The following is an 18,763-nucleotide window of genomic DNA, read 5'->3' as shown; positions in this document are numbered from 1 at the left end:
CTACTTGCCTTGCGCTGTCAACCAATTCGATAATGTCTGGCGAATGGTTTTTTGCACCTCATCTAGTGATTTGTTAGCATCAATTGTGATGATTGTGTCATCTTCCGCAGCTAATTCAAGATAGCGCTGACGGGTTCGTTTAAAAAAGTCCAATGACTCTTTTTCTATCCGATCTAGTTCACCACGATCCCGCGCTCGCTGCAAGCCAAGAATGGGGTCTATATCAAGATATAGTGTTAGATCAGGTCGAAAATTATCCAATACAGTATTGCGCAATACTTGCATTAATTCGGCAGAAAGCCCACGTCCTCCACCTTGATATGCTTGTGATGAGAGATCATGGCGATCACCAATCACCCACCTTCCCTTTGCAAGAGCAGGTTTGATAACATTTTCAATTAATTGTATACGTGCGGCATAAAGCATTAGTAACTCCGCTTTATCGGTGACTTTTTCCTCGGCAATACCATGCTTAATTAATTGTCGCAATTTTTCTGCTAACGGCGTTCCTCCCGGCTCACGGGTAAAATCAATCTCAGTTATTCCTACCTTAGCGAGAGTTTCTACAACTGTTTTTATCGCGGTAGTTTTTCCTGCACCTTCGAGGCCTTCAATAACTATATAACGACTTTTCATTCATTTTTATCTTTTGTCTGACGATAATGTTTAACTGCCTGATTATGATCATTAATATTGGTAGTAAAAATATGCCCACCATTACCTGTGGCAACAAAATAAAAATAATCGGTTTCATCAGGATGAGCCGCTGCTTTAATTGAAGCTCTACCTGGCATAGCAATTGGCGAAGGAGGCAACCCAACAATCAAATAAGTGTTATAAGGACTCGGCTTATCTAAGTCACTACGATAAAGCACCCCACGGTATTTATCGCCTAAACCATATATAACAGTAGGATCCGTTTGCAACCGCATTTTTTTCTTTAATCGATTAATAAATACCGATGCCACTTTAGTTTTCTCTATATCAATGCCGGTTTCTTTTTCAATAATTGAAGCCATAATTAATATTTGATATGGCGTTTTATACGGCAAATTTGACGCTCGTCCTTGCCATTCATATTCAACAGCCGTTAACATTCTCTGATGCGCACGCTTTAATATATCAATATCATTCATTTCTGCGGTGTAATAATAAGTATCTGGATAAAACCATCCCTCTAGTGATTGACCTGGCGGCAACCCTAATTGCTGCGCTAGTTTATCAGCAGACTGATTTTCAATAGTCTGTTTTAAATAAGGCGCTTGATGTAATGCTTTTTTCCAGTCTTCAAAACGAGAGCCTTCAATAAACAGCAAGCTAAATTGCGCTTCTTTACCAGCATAAAACATTGCTAACATTGCCCGCAAAGACATGCCAGGATTTAATCGATAGGTTCCCGCTTTAAATTGCGCCAATTGTGGCTCTAATCTTAGTAACCATTGAAAATTATTAGCCGAATTTATTATTTTCTGCTCTGCTAACAATGATTCTAATCCTGCTCGCCCTGTACCTGCTGGCAAAGTAAAAATAGTTGTTTCATGAATATTAATCGCTGTATCAGCGTAATTTTGTATCTGACGGTAAAATGTATAAAGAATACAGCCACTCAGTATTAATAAAAAAATAATCAACCACAATATTCTGCTTGCATACTTCATTTAACATTCATTTCCTAAGATTACACTATAAAAATTAATCTAATATTAATCACAAAATTAAGTTAACCTCAAACAATATGGCATAAGAAAATTAAATAATTCACGAGAATAATAGTGCCATGCGGGTTGCTTTGGCTGCGTTATAATACGTTTAACCGATAATATGGGCATTAAAGCATTAGTAATGATTACCTCATCGCTCTGTGCCAATATATTAGGATAGTCGCTGATATAGAAAAGTTCATAATCTGTATCAGATAAACTCGCAATAACCTGTTTGCGCATTACACCTTCAACACCAGCGTGATTTAAATTGGGCGTGTAAATTTGTTTTCCTTTCCGTAAAAAAATATTTGCTGCGCAACATCCAATCAATATGCCATTAGTATCCGTCACAATAGCTTCATCAACATTTAATAATTCAATTTGCTGTTTTATTAATATTTGTTCTAATCGATTTAAATGTTTAATGCCGGCCAAATAACAGTTACTATTTACGGGTATTTTACTCAATGCTAAATTAATACCTGATTGCTGTTGATTTAAATAAACTGCTGGATAATCAGTTAACGAAATAATGACTGTTGCTTTATTGAGGCCTGCTATGCTATATCCTCGCCCACCTTCACCACGACTAATGATAACTTTAATCACCGCTAAATCCTTTTTATTCAATTGCGCTATCTTATTTATATCAGCAGCCAATTTTTGCCAATCAGGTGTAGGTAAAAGTAGTTGTGTAACCCCTTTTTGTAATCGATAAATGTGGTGTGACAATAATGCTGGTTGATGTCCAACCACGCGAATTGTTGTAAAACAGCCATCACCAAATTGAACAGCTCTATCCATTACCGAAATATTATTTTTCTGTTCACCATTAACCCAATATATCATTTCGTTAATTTCTTAATCAAACTGAATATCTGCTATTTATCGCTACAGTTTATTTGAAATCCATCATTTATATCAATAAAAAAGCCTCAACTTAAGTTAGATTGAGGCCTCTTTATAAGAAAATATCAATTAATTGACTTTACGAAAAATAATCGAACCATTTATACCGCCAAAACCAAAAGAATTACATAATGCATACTGCATATCTTCAACTTTACGTTTCTTATCCGGTATAAAATCTAGTCGTCCTGTCTTCACTAATTCGTCTAATTCACTATCGAGATTTTCAAGGTTAATTGTCGGAGGAATAAGTTGATCTCTTAACGATAGAATCGTAAAAATAGATTCAATTGCACCTGCTGCACCTAATAAATGACCGGTCATCGATTTAGTCGAGCTAACCAATATTTTACTCTGCTCTGGGTAAATTGATGCAACTGCTCGCGCCTCAGCAATATCTCCTGCCGGTGTTGATGTACCATGAGCATTAATGTAACCTATTTTTTCTGCGTTTATACCTGCATCCTGTAACGCATTTGTCATGGCCAGTGCCGCACCTTCACCATTCTCTGGTGGTGACGTCATATGATAGGCATCACTACTCATACCAAAACCCGCAAATTCAGCATAGATTTTGGCGCCTCTAGCTTTAGCATGCTCATACTCTTCCAGCGCCAAAATACCCGCTCCATCGCCTAATACAAAACCATCTCGTTCCTGATCCCAAGGTCGGCTTGCTCGCTCAGGTTCGTCATTACGTCTTGATAAGGCTTTGAGAGAGCCAAATCCAGCAATACCTAAGGATGTACTTGCTTTTTCTGCACCACCTGCCAGCATGATATCCGCATCACCATAAGCAATAATCCGCGCTGCATGACCAATGTTATGCACCCCAGAAGTACAAGCGGTAGCAATAGAGATAGTTGGGCCTTTAAAGCCATAAATAATACTTAAGTGTCCAGCCACCATATTGATAATAGTTGAAGGAACAAAAAAGGGACTTACTTTACGCGGGCCATTAGTCAGTAAAATATCACAGTTTCCCTGGATTAGTCCTAATCCGCCAATACCAGAACCAATTGCTGCGCCAATACGATGCGCATTTTTTTCTGTGATTTCTATACCTGCATCTTTGATGGCTTGTTTACCAGCAGCAAGCCCATATTGAATAAAAAGATCCATCTTGCGCGCATCTTTAGCCGAAATACCATAATCGTCATGATTAAAATTTTTAACTAGACCGGCGAACTTGGTTGTATGGTTTTCAGTGTTAAAATGCTCGATAAGGCTGATGCCACTCTGTTCGGCACATACAGCATTCCAAGATGACTCAACTGTGTTGCCGACAGGAGATAACATGCCGAGTCCAGTCACAACTACTCGACGTTTAGACACGTATATCCTCCAGGAAAAGGAATAAGTTTCGGTGAAAATATAGGCGGTCGATCGACCGCCTGAATATGTGCATAAAAGCTCTCTATAATTAAATTTACGGCTTATGAGCTATGGCTATTAATATAATCAATAGCTGCTTGCACTGTCGTGATTTTTTCCGCTTCTTCATCAGGAATTTCGGTATCAAACTCTTCTTCTAATGCCATGACTAGTTCGACAGTGTCAAGAGAATCCGCACCTAAATCCTCAACAAATGAAGAATTATTTGCAACTTCATCTTCTTTAACACCTAACTGGTCAGCAATTATTTTTTTAACACGGCTTTCAATACTGTTGTTGGCAACATCTTGGTCTTTAGTGCTCATACTATTTAAATTCCTATTAAAACTCGCTTTCACGATGGTTTTCGTAGTTTAGATACAGGAAAGGCACAACCCAATCCTGGCTATTCGAACCTGATTTCGCATTATTATATGCTATTTTAGCATTAACCATGCAAATGATTCATTGGTTTTTAAATCATACACATGCCACCATTGACATGTAATGTTTCACCCGTGATGTAAGCTGCTGCATCAGAAGCTAAAAATGCTACAGCGCTGGCAATTTCTTTTGCATCACCAAGCCGCCCCACAGGAACATTAGCTAAAATGCCTGCTTGCTGTTCATCTGTCAATGCTCGAGTCATATCGGTTTCGATGAAACCAGGTGAAACAACATTCACCGTAATACCGCAGGTAGCTACTTCACGTGCTAATGATTTACTAAAAGCGATAACACCTGCTTTAGCCGCTGCATAATTTGCCTGTCCAATATTACCCAATGTGCCAATTACTGAGCCGACAGAGATAATGCGACCATAACGTTTTTTCATCATTGAACGCATTATAGCTTTGGATAGACTAAAGATCGAAGTTAAGTTTGTATCAATAACTCTGTCCCACTCTTCTTTTTTCATTCGCAGCAATAGATTATCACTGGTAATACCTGCATTATTAACTAAAATATTAATTTCACCAAATTCTGCACGAATTTTAGATAGAGTACTATCAATAGATTCAGTGTTTGTCACATTCAAGACATAACCTTTAACTTTATCACCAAAATAGCTACTAATCGCCTCGGCACCTTCATTGCTTGTAGCAGTACCAACTACTTTCGCACCACGTTCAGCCAGTAGTTCAGCTATTGATCGCCCGATACCACGACTTGCCCCAGTTACCAAGGCTATTTTTCCATCAAAACTCATGTTTTCCTCAATTATTTATCAACGCAGCGTTTAATGATGCCGTATCATTAATCGCTACCGAATTAATCGTACTCACAATACGCTTAGTTAAACCAGTCAATACTTTACCTGGCCCTATTTCTAATAGTTGCACGATCCCTTGCTCAGCCATGAATTCGATGGTTTCAACCCAGCGTACAGGATTATACAGCTGCCTGACTAAAGCCTGTCGAATACCCTCTACCGAATTTTCGATTTTAACATCAACATTATTTACAACAGCGATATTAGACTTATTAAATACAACTTCTTCTAATGCTTGCGCTAATTTTTTTGCAGCAGGCTGCATCAATGCGCAATGTGAAGGTACACTGACAGCCAACGGTAAAGTACGTTTTGCACCAGCAGCTTTACATAAGGCTGCCGCTCTCTCAACAGCACTTTTTTCACCGGCAATAACAACCTGACCTTGCGAATTAAAATTAACTGTAGAAACCACTTGGCCTTGTTCAGCTTGCTGACACGATGCTAATACTGATTCATTATCCAAACCAATAATTGCATACATAGCCCCCATCCCTGCCGGCACAGACTCTTGCATCAATTGCCCGCGTAGTTCTACCAATTTGACAGCGGATTTAAAATCGATGACATCGGCGCAGACTAATGCAGAATATTCACCTAAACTATGGCCTGCCATTAGTGTAGGCATTTTCCCTTTTTTTCCCTGCCATACTCGAAAAATTGCCACAGATGCGGATAAAAGTGCTGGCTGTGTTTTCCAAGTTTTATTTAATTCTTCTTCTGAGCCACTTTGGACCAAATCCCATAAATCATATCCTAAGACATTAGAAGACTCAGCAAACGTTTCCTCTACTACTGCAAACTCTTTTGCTAGATCAGCTAACATGCCAAGATATTGAGAACCTTGGCCAGGAAAGATCATTGCAAAATTAGACATTTTTATTTTCCTGTATAATTTAAAAACGGATCAGCGCTGAGCCCCAAGTAAAACCTCCACCAAATGCTTCAAGCAATACCATCTGCCCTCGCTGTATGCGGCCATCTCTGACTGCTTCATCAAACGCTGTCGGTACTGATGCTGCTGAAGTATTACCGTGTTTATCCAGCGTAATAACGACTTTATCCATTGGCATAGCCAGCTTTTTTGCTGTTGCTTGAATAATCCGTAAATTAGCTTGATGCGGGACTAACCAATCCAATTTTGATTTATCTAGTGCATTTTTTTCCAATGTTTCACCCACTACATTAGCTAACTCACTCACCGCGATCTTAAAAACCTCATTACCCGCCATTGTGACATAAGTTGGTTCTGAACATTTACTATGCTCTTGATGGCGTAAAGTTAATAAATCACCATAATTACCATCGGCATGTAAATGGGTCGACAAAATTCCTGGTTCTGGTGAACCGCCGACAACGATTGCACCTGCTGCATCACCAAATAAAATAAGTGTACTACGATTATTAGGATCTAATACTCTTGATAATACATCAGAACCAATAACTAATGCCTTCTTCGCCATCCCTGTTCTAATGAACTGATCGCTAATACTCAGTGCATAAGTGAAGCCAGCACATGCAGCAGCAATATCAAATGCGGCACAGTTTTTAATGTCTAATATTTGTTGGATTTGACATGCCGCACTTGGAAAAGCATGGGTCGAAGAAGTCGTTGCTACAATGATTAAATCAATCTCATTAGCTGCGATGCCAGCCATTTCTAATGCTTTTTGCGCAGCATTAGCACCCATTGTAGATACATTATCTTCTTCTGTTGCGATCCGGCGTTCTTTAATTCCTGTTCGGGTAGTTATCCATTCATCAGAAGTATCTACCATTTTTTCTAAATCAGCATTCGTACGCATCTGTACAGGCAAATAACTACCAGTACCTAAGATTTTTGTATACATTTTGCTTTAATCACTCTTGGGTAGTAAGGTATTCAAGCGAGTCGTAATTCTATCAGGAATTTGCTTTTCTACCGCCTGAATCGCCTGTTCAATTGCAGCTTTAAATGCTTTTTGGTTTGCCGCTCCATGACTTTTAATTACAATGCCGTGTAATCCTAAAAGTGAAGCACCATTATATTGATCAGGAGCCAGGTTCCCAAAACGTTTTGAGATACGTTTCTGTAACCACGGTTTAATCAACTGCATCAACCACGATGAGATCTTATTTTCTGTAGTTGAAGATTTTACTAAAGATAAAATAACGCGTATCACACCTTCCATTGTTTTCAACGTTACATTACCTGCGAAGCCGTCACAAACGAATACATCAGCTTTACCCGTCAATAACTCATTACCTTCTAGATAACCAATATAATTAATAGAAGGCGTTGCTTTTAATATTGAGGCGGCTTCGCGGATATTATCTAAACCCTTATTTTCTTCTTCACCAATATTTAATAATGCTACTCGTGGATTACTTATATTAGCAACCTCTTCAGCCATTACTGCTCCCATCACGGCAAATTGTACTAACATTTGACTATCGCAGTTAACATTAGCGCCTAAATCAAGTACAACGGTTTTACCATGTTCTTGATTTGGCAAAATCGTTGTCAACGCTGGCCTTTCAATACCATTTATTGCCTTCAATATGAGTTTTGCTAATCCCATAAGTACACCAGTATTTCCAGCACTAATACACGCTTGCGCCTGGCCAAACTTCACTAATTCTAAAGCAATCCGCATTGACGAGCCTTTACTTTGCCTGATTGCTTGTAATGGCTTAATATCATTAGCAATAGCATATTCAGCAGGAATAATTTGCAAACGCTCACGCAGCTCAGCACGCTGATCTGCAAGCAATGGGTTTAAAATTTCGGGAATACCAACCAGTAATAATCTTAACTGTGGGTTAGAAACGAGTGCCTGCAATGCAGCAGGAACAGTAATGCGAGGACCATTATCCCCACACATCGCATCTAATGCTAAGGTTAAATTAGCCAAGGCATTAATCGTTTAATAATTAACACAGCAACTATTTATTAATAACCTTGCAACCACGGTAATAGCCATCAGCAGTCACATGATGACGCAAATGGGTTTCACCAGAAGTTTTATCTACCGACACTTCGGCAGTTGTCAATGCATCATGTGAGCGACGCATACCACGTTTAGAACGAGTGGGTTTATTTTGTTGTACGGCCATTGACCTTACTCCTTAAGTACTTTTTTTGACTAGCTAATACGGCGAAGGGATTTGGCTTTTCTGCCTCGTTAGGCAACTCACCAAAAACCATATCCGCTTCGGACACTTCACAGCGTTCAGAGTTATGAACCGGGATCACCGGCAAAGAGAGGATTATTTCATCTTCAATCATTGCTAGCAAATCTATTTGACCCAATTGATCAATAATGATTGGCTCATACTCTTCAGGTAATAACTCAATCCTCTCATCATCAATCACAGGACTAAAACAATAAGTTACATGAACATGGTGGTTAAAATTTTTACCACAACGTTCACATTTTAACGTAACATCAACATCAGAATCGCCTTTTATGACAACTAAATGTTGATTATCTATTGCAAACGATAGCTCACTAGTTACATCGCTATCTATACTTACTACTGATTCTACGACACGCAAAACCTGTTCAGGTGAATAATAATCCTGAATAATCCAATTTTTTTGTGCTGCGCGATGCGCATCAATCGTTAAGGGTAATTTTACCTTTTACATAAGGGGCGCATATTATCTTTGTAATGAGACATAGTCAAAGGAAAAGGCTGCTTTTGCTTATTTTTCCACCAAATATTCGCTATTTAAGCTCTATTTAATTTAAAATGTCTCACCTCATTTGGCTATGGATTTTAGATATTTTATGAAATCAATTGTATTGGCGTCAATGTCATCTTCACGTTATCATCTACTACAAAAGTTAGACTTACCTTTTATTGCGGATGCGCCTAATATAGATGAAACCCCATTAATCAATGAATCGGCAACTTTTCTCGTCACTCGCTTAGCCATTGAAAAAGCAAAATCATTAGTAACTAAATATCCTACACATTTAATAATAGGTGCGGATCAAGTCTGTATCCTGGAAAATCAAATAATAGGAAAGCCACTAACTCATAGCAAAGCAACCAGGCAACTGAAGCAAGCCTCCGGCAAAAAAATTATCTTTTATACCGGACTCTGTTTATTTGATAGCGAAACCAAAAAATACAATGCTAGATGTGAACTTTTCACTGTTTCTTTTCGCCATTTAACAGATACACAAATTGAAAACTATCTTACAAAAGAACAGCCTTATCAATGCGCAGGGGCTTTTATGTCAGAAGGATTAGGCATCACATTATTAGAAAAACTCGTTGGACGGGATCCTAATACTTTAATCGGATTACCTTTAATTAGTTTAATCAATATGTTACGTGCTCACGGCATCAACCCTCTCAATTAACTATCTTACAGCATACAAAAAGCAAACCAGTTTATAATGCAAGCTGGTTTGCTAATTTGATTAGCGATGCATTATTTTTTACGTAATATTGCCAAACAGCTTTTAAGTTTTTGATCTAAAGGGGCATTGAAAGTTAATTTTTCCCCACTCGCCGGATGGATAAACATCAATGCGCTAGCATGTAAAAAAAGTCGTTTCAAACCGGTAATCGTTAACTGTTGATCAAAATTGCGATCACCATAACGGTTATCAAATGCTATAGGATGCTTTGCATATTGTGCATGTACTCTGATCTGATGTGTTCGCCCTGTCATTGGACTGGCATTGACTAACGTAGCATTAGAAAAACACTCTTCAATTTTAAAATGGGTTTCTGAATGTTTACCATCAACGCTGACTTTCACTATCCGTTCGCCACTTTGTAAAATATTTTTTAATAAAGGTGCCTGAATAACTTTAATATGCGACGGCCATTGCCCTTTCACTAACGCAACATACTGTTTTTGCATTTGTTTCAGACGTAACTGTTGGTGTAATAGCCTAAGAGCCGAAAGTTTTTTCGCTATCAGTAAAACACCCGATGTTTCGCGATCTAACCTATGAACAAGTTCCAAAAAACGTGCTTCAGGACGTAATGCGCGTAAAGCTTCAATAACACCAAAATTCACCCCACTGCCACCATGAACAGCTATACCGGACGGTTTATTCAAAACCAGCAGATGCTCATCTTCGTAAAGTATATAATCAGTGAGTGCAGCTACCTTATCCAATTTAGCTGAAATAACATTCTGTTGCTTCTCTGCCAGCCGAACGGGTGGAATTCTGATTAAATCGCCTGCTTGAATTTTATATTCAGGTTTGATTCTACTGCTATTTATTCTTACTTCACCCTTGCGAATAATTCGGTAAATCATACTCTTAGGAACACCTTTTAAACGTGTCAATAAAAAATTATCAATACGTTGACCTGCTTCATCATTATCGATAGTAACAAATTGGACCTGATTCTGTATTTTCATTATCTAATTATAATATTTTTTTTAACATTTTAACTTGTTAAATATTGCGACCGAATATTATGATACCTTGTTTTAGCCTTTTTTCTTAAACTTTGTCAATTTCGTTGTCAAATGCATTTTTTTCACATTTTTCCCTATAAAAACGCAATAAACAGCAAAAGTTATCTTGATATCTACCCATAAGCAATGGAATAATGGACGGTTGCCATAATGTTTATTAAAACAAGCGTTGGTTGGCGTAATTTGAGATCGATCTATTTTTGATAACACATAAACGCAGCAATGGTGTAAGACGGTGTGTAAAATCAAAAAAATAAATTATTGAATTGTGAACAAAGGTTTACTGGATTAGCTAAACTGTACATTGAACGGATAAATTCAGCAACAGTACTAATTTAAGAATGCAGCATTTTATTTAAACGTAGCTTCACCGAAAAATTGCGTTTCAATACAACCGACAACCGCGAGGTTGACGATTTTGTAAAAGTCACGAAACCATCGGTCAACAGTAACCATTTTTAGTCGCAACTTTTTTGACTTAGTAGAATAATGAGTATTTATAATGAAAAGAATGTTAATTAACGCAACTCAACAAGAAGAGTTGCGCGTTGCTCTTGTTGATGGGCAACGTCTTTATGACCTAGATATTGAAAATCCCGGACACGAACAAAAAAAAGCAAATATTTACAAAGGCAAAATTACCCGTATAGAACCTAGTCTAGAAGCAGCATTTGTTGACTATGGCTCAGAAAGGCACGGCTTTCTCCCGATTAAAGAAATTGCTCGTGAATACTTCCCTAGCCATTATCAACCCCACGGTCGCCCAAACATGAAGGATGCTTTAAAAGAAGGCCAGGAATTTATTATCCAAGTTGATAAAGAAGAGCGAGGAAATAAAGGGGCGGCGCTAACGACTTTTATTAGTTTAGCTGGTAGCTATCTTGTTTTAATGCCAAATAACCCTCGCGCAGGTGGAATATCACGACGTATTGAGGGTGAAGATCGCACAGAACTGAAAGAGGCATTATCCTCATTAGAAATACCCGATGGTATGGGATTAATTGTCCGTACTGCTGGTGTAGGTAAATCAGCGGAAGCGCTACAGCAAGATCTACAATATCGTCTTAAACATTGGCAAGCCATAAAAAAAGCCGCGGAAAACCGATCAGCGCCGTTCCTTATTCATCAAGAAAGTAACGTCATTGTGCGGGCGTTTCGTGATTACCTGCGCCCTGATATTGGTGAAATCCTGATTGATAATGCGAAAATTGTCGAAATGGCTCGTCATCATATTGAAGCGATTGGTCGTAGTGATTTTGCAAGTAAAATCAAATATTACAGTGGAGATGTTCCACTCTTTAGCCACTATCAAATCGAATCACAGATCGAGTCGGCTTTTCAACGTGAGGTTCGTTTACCGTCGGGTGGTGCACTGGTTATCGATACCACTGAGGCATTAACCGCTATCGATATCAATTCATCACGTTCAACCCGTGGTGGCGATATTGAAGAAACCGCATTCAACACCAATTTAGAAGCTGCTGATGAAATTGCCCGTCAATTACGGTTACGGGATTTAGGTGGACTAATTGTTATCGATTTTATTGATATGACACCCGTCCGCCATCAGCGTGAAGTTGAAAATCGTCTGCGTGAAGCCGTACGCCAAGACAGAGCACGTATCCAAATCGCTCGGATATCACGATTTGGTCTACTTGAAATGTCACGCCAACGTTTGAGTCCGTCACTTGGTGAATCCAGTCATCACGTTTGCCCTCGTTGTAGCGGCACAGGAACAATTTGTGATAATGAATCACTTTCACTCTCTATTTTACGTTTGATCGAAGAAGAAGCATTAAAAGAAAATACCCATGAAGTACATGCTATTGTACCAGTACCAATTGCTTCTTATCTATTGAATGAAAAACGCCAGTCTGTCAATGAAATTGAACGTCGGCAACACAATATACGTGTCATTATTGTTCCTAACGATCAGATGCAATCACCGCATTTTAATGTGGTCCGCATTCGTAAGGGTGAAGAAGTTTCAGCATCAAGTTACTATCTCGCTCAATATCACGAAGCTGAAACCAATAATCTAATAGATGATGCCGCCAGTGAGAAAAAGTTACCTGAACAACCGGCTATTTCTACTTTTGCTCTTCAATCTCAAGCAGATACAAAAAATGCCGGTGTTGCTAAGGGCAAATCAAGTAAACAGAGTAAATTAACCAACAAGCAAACTTCGACAAGTCTGTTTAATAGAATTACCTCATTCTTGAAAAAATTATTTACCGAATCACAGCAACCAATCGAAAAAGCAGAAAAAAAATCGACAAGTGGTAATGATAAGCGACGTAATAGTGAGCGGCGTAATAATCGTCGGCCAACTCAACGCCGTGAACAGAATGATAATATCGATAACCGTCAAAATCGTGGACATACCGATGAGCAACAATCACGTAAGAACCGTAATCAGAAAAGTCATTTTAATGATACTCAAGAGAGCGCAGCACGTGAAACTCAACAACAGCGTCGCGAGCAGCGAGCTGAACGTCGTCGTCAGGAAGAAAAACGCCAGCTGCAACTTGAAACTAAAACACAACCACTTGACAAGAAAGAGGCTGAAACGGAAAGAACGGTCGTTACCTCTCCTCGCCGTCAACAGCGTCAACTAGCTCAATCAATACGGGTTGCAAATAGTGCCACTGAGCAGCAAAAATTATCTATTGATAAAGAATATCAAGATATTAAGTTGCCTATTGCCAATAGCACAGAGGATAAACCTGGTTTGTTAACTGCCGAACCGATTCTGCCTGCGGAGCAAAAAACCTATATGCCGCATGTCACCGAACAGGTTGAATCTCAAGAAGCAGCTACCAATTATGCTAATGAACGACAAGAAACTATCATTCCGCGGCGATCAAGACGATCTCCTCGCCACCTACGCGTTAGCGGGCAACGCCGTCGTCGTTATCGTGATGAAAATCAAAGCAAATCATTAGTACCATTAAAAATGGCTGTTGCTTCGCCTGAATTATCTTCAGGTAAAGTCTGGATCCAATACCCGATTAAGTTAAATAAATTGAACGAAGTGTCATCAAATAGTAAAAATATGATGACATTTAATGAAAAAACAGCATCTTCTGCCAATCCAATTAACGGTAATGACATCATCGATAAAGTTGAAGTTGAAGCAGAAGAAAAAACAGTGCCAATTAATGAAGCGAAAGTAATGCCTGAAAACAACACTAATGTGGTTGTAGAAACGCTAGTAGATAGTGGAGCAACCGATCAGCTACAAAATGGGCAATCGGTTAATGATGAACTTTTCATAGCCAATGAGATTAAAAAGGATGAATATTCAGTCGATGAAATCAGTCAGGCAAACACAACCGACTCATCGGATAAAAATTATAGCCATGTTCAGCCAAATATATCTTCTGTGACCGATGTCATTGCAAAAAAGGCAAGTCATCGAAAAGAAGAAACTGCTGCGATAAAATTAGTAAAAAAAATAGGCTATTCCCATGCGCCGACCACAAAAGCACCGGCACCAGAAATTATTGAAAGCGGTTTGGAAATTAAAGCTTACGTACGACCTGCGATAACTTTCCATGGTAAAAATGGTGCCGGTGGTCATGTTGCCAGAAATATAGCCACATCCCATATGTTTAAACCCAAATAATAACCAATAAAAAATGCCCTAATTTGGGCATTTTTTTATTCTGAATTTTAAGTAAAACTTACTTATTCGCGTTTAATATCAGAGTACTTTTAGTAAAATATGTATTCTTTATTATTAAATTAGGAATAAATATGTCTCAATGGATTGTTTTTGCCGCAAGTAAAGGAATTGGCTATCATCTTGTACAATATGGTCTTCGGCAAGGTCATCAAGTCATCGCTTTTATTCGTAATGCAAAATATAAAACACGACTAACACAAATAGGATTAGTTACTCGGCAAGATATTGCCATAGAGCTATCAAATATTGCTGAAAATAAGCTAACTTACCAACAAACCTATACGGCAATAGATCCAAATTTCAGTTTTAATATGAAGTAACTATTAAAAAAATCGCTGTAATAAAAAAGTGTTACAGGGAATTCATAAGGCTAAGCAAATTCTATTAGCCGTTAGTATCAGCCGTGGTTTTCAATTTTTGTGATAACTCCCGACGTTCTTTTGATAATTCTGCGTTCTTGATATTATAATCATCGATCCGATCTTCATAATCACTACGCATATTAGCAATTATTGCTCTGATCTCTTCAATGGTCATACCTTCTTTAATATATTCACTTAAGTTATCCAACAGCAAAACTCGTTTCTGATTATCCCGAATTTTTTTTCATTATACGCTAATTCACGTTTGATCTTATTTTTACGACGAAACATACGTACAAACTCCAGTACATTTTGGAATGACTGCTAATTTTTACTTATCATTTCTATACCTTTCAATAAAACATATGCATTATGAATAATAAACTACACGATACGGCGATTAACTTAATGAAACAAGCCAATTTCTAAGATTTTTACTCTGTTTTATTATCTTTGCACTGATAATGACGCTTTTGGTCTGTCTTTATTAATTTTGTGTTATTAATAACCTAAATTTAGTTAAACAAAAAATGATAAATAAGTGAAATTTTCAAAGTTAGCACTAATACTATGATAATTCATTGCATAATAATGATATTCAGCTTAAGTATCCATTAACGGCATATTATTGCGATTGCGGATAATTTAAAATACAAAATTCATTTCTGCTGGACTCATCAATCAGTCATTAAAAATAAGTTAACACAGAGAGTAAAAAAACATTCATTGTCAGATTGGAATATAATAATATTATTAAACAACATATTGCGCTACATAAAAATTAGGAAAATATTTTGGCCAATAAGCAAAAATCCTCATTTCTGTTTCACGATTATGAAACATTTGGGCAGAATCCGGCTTTCGATCGACCAGCACAATTTGCCAGCATCAGAACCGACTCAAATTTTAATATTCTCGAAGAGCCCCAAATTTTTTACTGTGCCCCTGCCGATGACTATCTCCCTCAACCTCAAGCCGTAATGATCACAGGTATTACGCCCCAATATGCAATAGCTTATGGCATAAATGAAGCTGAATTTGCTAGACGTATTCATGGAATATTTAGCATAGCCAATAGTTGTATTGTTGGTTACAACAATATTCGATTTGATGATGAAGTCACTCGTCATATTTTCTACCGTAATTTTTATGATCCTTATGCTTATAGCTGGCAGCAAGGTAATTCACGTTGGGATTTACTTGATGTGTTACGCGCTTGCTATGCGCTACGACCTGATGGCATTAACTGGCCTAGCAATGATGAAGGACTACCTAGTTTCAAATTAGAACATCTGACCACTGCAAACGGTATTGAGCATGCAAATGCTCATGATGCAGTGACCGACGTTTTTGCTACTATCGAAATGGCAAAATTAGTTAAACAAGCACAGCCAAGGATGTTCGATTACTTCTTTCAATTAAGAAATAAAAATGAAATTCGCCAATTGATTGATATTATTGCCATGACCCCGTTAGTGCATGTTTCCGGCATGTTGGGCGCAATACGAGCTAATACCAGTCTAATTGCACCACTGGCCTGGCATCCCGAAAACCGTAATGCCATTATTGCCTGTGATCTAGCGGGAGACATTAGCCCACTGTTAACATTAGATAGCGATACTCTAAGGCAACGTTTATACACACCCAAAGCAGAATTAGCCGGTGAATTAGCCATTCCTATTAAACTGATACATATTAATAAATGTCCAATTCTGGCTCCGGCCAACACACTGCGGGCAGCAGATGAACAACGCATAGCACTAGATCTCGATGTCTGTCTGAATAATTTAGCCATATTGCGACAACATAGTGAAGTGCGGGATAAAGTTATTCAGCTTTTTACCGAACCGCAACCCTTTCCTGAAGCAACTGATGTAGATACTAAGCTTTATGCCGGTTTTTTTGGTGATAATGATCGTTCAACAATGGCTATTATCCGTCAAACTTTACCGCAAAATTTACCCACATTGGATCTCAAATTTGACGATCCGCGCATGAAGCAACTATTTTTTCGTTACCGTGCCAGGAACTATCCGGCCACACTGACAGAACAAGAACAGCTTGCCTGGTTACATCACCGACGCGATAGATTGACCAGCGAGAAAATAGCCGAATATCTGCAAACTATCGAGCAATTATTTATTGAACATCAAGAAGATAAAGAGAAGTGCCTGCAACTAAAAGCACTGGTAGATTATGCCAATCAGATAGCTAGTTAATTGGGTTTCGTCATACTATACAAAAACGGGTTAGCTAATATAGCAAAAGGCCAAATAATTGGCCTTTGCTGTGGTGAAACCGTCGATAGCGCTAAAATTTTCGATCACTAAGCGTCATTCATTTGTGGTAATGGCCGACGAAAACGGCGGGTGATAATTGCCATATAAAAAATCCCAACCGCTGCCCATACCATCCCTAATAGCATGGAAATTTTCTCTAAATTGATCCAAAGCACTGATACGGTTAAAGCGCCCATAATAGGTAGAATTAAGTAATTAAATTTATCCCGCCAAGTATGACAGCGACGCTCTCTAAAATAAAATTGCGAAATAACCGAAAGATTAACAAAGGTAAAAGCAATTAATGCACCAAAATTAATCAATGCTGTGGCAATTTCCATATCAAACCAAATTGCCGTTAACGCCAGCATGCCAACTAAAATGACATTAAAAGCTGGGGTTCGCCATGTTGGATGAACATAACCAAAAAAACCCTCAGGAAACACGCCATCTCGTCCCATCACATACATGAGACGAGAAACTCCTGCATGCGCAGCCATACCTGATGCTAATACAGTTGCACAAGAGAAAACCAAAATAATAGACTGAAAAAGTGCACCAGCAACATATAGCATAATTTCAGGTTGCGATTCATCAGGTTTTTTAAAATGCAAAACATTAGGAAAATACAGCTGTAAAAAATAAGAAACGCCAATAAAAATCAAACCACCAATCAATGCCGTCAAGAAAATCGCCTTTGGTATTACTTTTCCTGCATTTGGTGTTTCTTCCGATAATGAACTGATACCATCAAAGCCAAGAAATGAAAAACATAAAATCGTCGCCCCAGTGATCATCGGAATTAAATGCGCCTGTTCGGAGGTAAAAGGTCGCCCTGACCAAATCTGACCAGAACCTTCACCTTTAGATAATCCATGGATCAAAACAGCTAAAAAAACTAGCATAACAGCGATTTGAATAATCACAATAATGGTATTGAAGTTAGCGACTAAATTGATACCCCGTAGATTAAAAATAGTCATCAAAAAAACTAATCCGACCACAAAAATCCAGGGCGCAACAGCCGGAAAAATAGCTTCCAGATAAATTTTCGCTAACAGTATATTAATCATCGGCATGAATAAATAATCAAGCAAAGATGACCATCCCACCATAAAACCTAAATGTGGGCTCATCGATTTTTGTGTATAGGTATAAGCCGATCCCGCCGAAGGAAATCGTTTTACCAATTTACCATAACTCAATGCAGTAAAAAGAATAGCAATCAAAGCAATGATATAAGAAGAAGGAACATGCCCATCAGTTTTTAATGACACTAAACCAAAAGTGTCAAAAACCGTCATTGGCTGCAAATAAGCCAGCCCCATCATGACAACCTGGATTAAAGTTAATGTCTTAACCAGTTGCGCACGATTATTTATCTCGGTAGATTCTTTACTGAGAGCTAATTGGATATCATGAGACATGGCCAAAACCTCCTACAACTTCCGATTTCGCCTGGCTATTTTGCCTAAATCGATAGTTATAAGGAAGGCTTCGCTCACGCCTATAGGCTGAGAAAAAAGAGAAATGAGAAAATAAGTTATCTTCGAAACCGAACACTCCGTAGTCATCAATAATACAGCAACCATGACCCATTGGCACAGGTGCAAAAATAGATAATTGCGCCATAATAGCATTCCTCACTACGGTAGTCTGCTCTAGTTTGACTACGCGTTTTTTCTAACAGTTGTATCAACTCCGGCCAGGTTTCCGGCCTCATATAAAATTAAATAAATCA

17 protein-coding genes and 2 pseudogenes are annotated in these 18,763 nt (G+C 38.3%); 4 read left to right on the top strand and 15 right to left on the bottom strand.

Annotated elements, in window-relative coordinates; translation table 11 throughout:
* The 11 genes and pseudogenes from tmk to yceD form a co-directional block, all read right to left on the bottom strand.
* Positions 1–636, bottom strand: a complete 636-nt coding sequence (tmk, locus tag AC01GB_RS02510) for a dTMP kinase (protein WP_474450157.1) — start codon at positions 634–636, stop codon at positions 1–3.
* Positions 633–1,658: an endolytic transglycosylase MltG gene (gene mltG / locus AC01GB_RS02505; RefSeq protein ID WP_474450155.1), complete on the bottom strand. Its 1,026-nt coding sequence runs from the start codon at positions 1,656–1,658 to the stop codon at positions 633–635. Before mltG ends, tmk begins: the two co-directional genes overlap by 4 nt.
* A 57-nt stretch (positions 1,659–1,715) precedes the next feature.
* Entirely contained in the window at positions 1,716–2,552 is an 837-nt protein-coding gene (pabC, locus tag AC01GB_RS02500) for an aminodeoxychorismate lyase (RefSeq protein WP_474450154.1), read from the bottom strand.
* Between the two features lie 129 nt (positions 2,553–2,681).
* Positions 2,682–3,947, bottom strand: coding sequence for a beta-ketoacyl-ACP synthase II (fabF, locus tag AC01GB_RS02495; RefSeq protein ID WP_474450152.1), 1,266 nt, complete (start codon positions 3,945–3,947; stop codon positions 2,682–2,684).
* A gap of 101 nt (positions 3,948–4,048) precedes the next feature.
* The gene (gene acpP, locus AC01GB_RS02490; protein ID WP_474450151.1) at positions 4,049–4,312 is read right to left on the bottom strand and encodes an acyl carrier protein; all 264 of its coding nucleotides are present in this window, start codon (positions 4,310–4,312) and stop codon (positions 4,049–4,051) included.
* Positions 4,313–4,461: 149 nt separating this feature from the next.
* A complete protein-coding gene (gene fabG / locus AC01GB_RS02485; RefSeq protein ID WP_474450149.1) occupies positions 4,462–5,196 on the bottom strand; it encodes a 3-oxoacyl-ACP reductase FabG in 735 nt (244 codons plus the stop codon).
* Between the two features lie 7 nt (positions 5,197–5,203).
* On the bottom strand, positions 5,204–6,136 hold the full coding sequence (fabD, locus tag AC01GB_RS02480) for an ACP S-malonyltransferase (protein ID WP_474450148.1): 933 nt from the start codon (positions 6,134–6,136) through the stop codon (positions 5,204–5,206).
* A 19-nt stretch (positions 6,137–6,155) separates the two neighbouring features.
* Entirely contained in the window at positions 6,156–7,109 is a 954-nt protein-coding gene (locus AC01GB_RS02475; RefSeq protein ID WP_474450146.1) for a beta-ketoacyl-ACP synthase III, read from the bottom strand.
* A 6-nt stretch (positions 7,110–7,115) separates the two neighbouring features.
* A complete protein-coding gene (plsX, locus tag AC01GB_RS02470; RefSeq protein WP_474450144.1) occupies positions 7,116–8,153 on the bottom strand; it encodes a phosphate acyltransferase PlsX in 1,038 nt (345 codons plus the stop codon).
* 31 nt (positions 8,154–8,184) lie between these two features.
* Positions 8,185–8,355, bottom strand: coding sequence for a 50S ribosomal protein L32 (rpmF, locus tag AC01GB_RS02465; RefSeq protein WP_474450143.1), 171 nt, complete (start codon positions 8,353–8,355; stop codon positions 8,185–8,187).
* Positions 8,336–8,884: pseudogene (gene yceD, locus AC01GB_RS02460) on the bottom strand (23S rRNA accumulation protein YceD); the annotation flags it as partial. The pseudogene yceD and the gene rpmF, both read right to left, overlap by 20 nt.
* A gap of 148 nt (positions 8,885–9,032) precedes the next feature.
* Between yceD and AC01GB_RS02455 the strand changes: the two are divergent.
* Positions 9,033–9,614: a Maf family protein gene (locus tag AC01GB_RS02455; RefSeq protein WP_474450141.1), complete on the top strand. Its 582-nt coding sequence runs from the start codon at positions 9,033–9,035 to the stop codon at positions 9,612–9,614.
* Positions 9,615–9,685: 71 nt separating this feature from the next.
* Here AC01GB_RS02455 and rluC read toward each other — a convergent pair whose 3' ends face one another.
* Positions 9,686–10,633, bottom strand: coding sequence for a 23S rRNA pseudouridine(955/2504/2580) synthase RluC (gene rluC / locus AC01GB_RS02450; RefSeq protein ID WP_474450140.1), 948 nt, complete (start codon positions 10,631–10,633; stop codon positions 9,686–9,688).
* Between the two features lie 562 nt (positions 10,634–11,195).
* On the opposite strand from rluC, the gene rne reads away from it, so the two are divergent.
* Positions 11,196–14,321 (top strand): ribonuclease E, encoded by a 3,126-nt coding sequence (gene rne, locus AC01GB_RS02445; protein WP_474450138.1) that lies wholly within the window; start codon positions 11,196–11,198, stop codon positions 14,319–14,321.
* Between the two features lie 131 nt (positions 14,322–14,452).
* The gene (locus AC01GB_RS02440; RefSeq protein WP_474450137.1) at positions 14,453–14,701 is read left to right on the top strand and encodes a hypothetical protein; all 249 of its coding nucleotides are present in this window, start codon (positions 14,453–14,455) and stop codon (positions 14,699–14,701) included.
* Positions 14,702–14,765: 64 nt separating this feature from the next.
* On the opposite strand, the pseudogene AC01GB_RS02435 reads toward AC01GB_RS02440, so the two are convergent.
* A pseudogene (locus tag AC01GB_RS02435) lies at positions 14,766–15,034 on the bottom strand (DUF496 family protein).
* A gap of 500 nt (positions 15,035–15,534) precedes the next feature.
* Between AC01GB_RS02435 and sbcB the strand changes: the two are divergent.
* Positions 15,535–16,962 (top strand): exodeoxyribonuclease I, encoded by a 1,428-nt coding sequence (gene sbcB / locus AC01GB_RS02430; RefSeq protein ID WP_474450313.1) that lies wholly within the window; start codon positions 15,535–15,537, stop codon positions 16,960–16,962.
* A gap of 107 nt (positions 16,963–17,069) precedes the next feature.
* Here sbcB and AC01GB_RS02425 read toward each other — a convergent pair whose 3' ends face one another.
* On the bottom strand, positions 17,070–18,449 hold the full coding sequence (locus AC01GB_RS02425; RefSeq protein WP_474450136.1) for an APC family permease: 1,380 nt from the start codon (positions 18,447–18,449) through the stop codon (positions 17,070–17,072).
* Positions 18,439–18,669, bottom strand: a complete 231-nt coding sequence (locus AC01GB_RS02420; RefSeq protein ID WP_474450135.1) for a hypothetical protein — start codon at positions 18,667–18,669, stop codon at positions 18,439–18,441. Before AC01GB_RS02420 ends, AC01GB_RS02425 begins: the two co-directional genes overlap by 11 nt.
* Between the last annotated feature and the right edge of the window lie 94 nt (positions 18,670–18,763).

This window comes from Candidatus Arsenophonus phytopathogenicus (assembly GCF_056113345.1).
The sequence above is the reverse complement of the archived record's forward strand: the minus strand, read 5'-3'. Positions and strand labels throughout refer to the sequence as shown.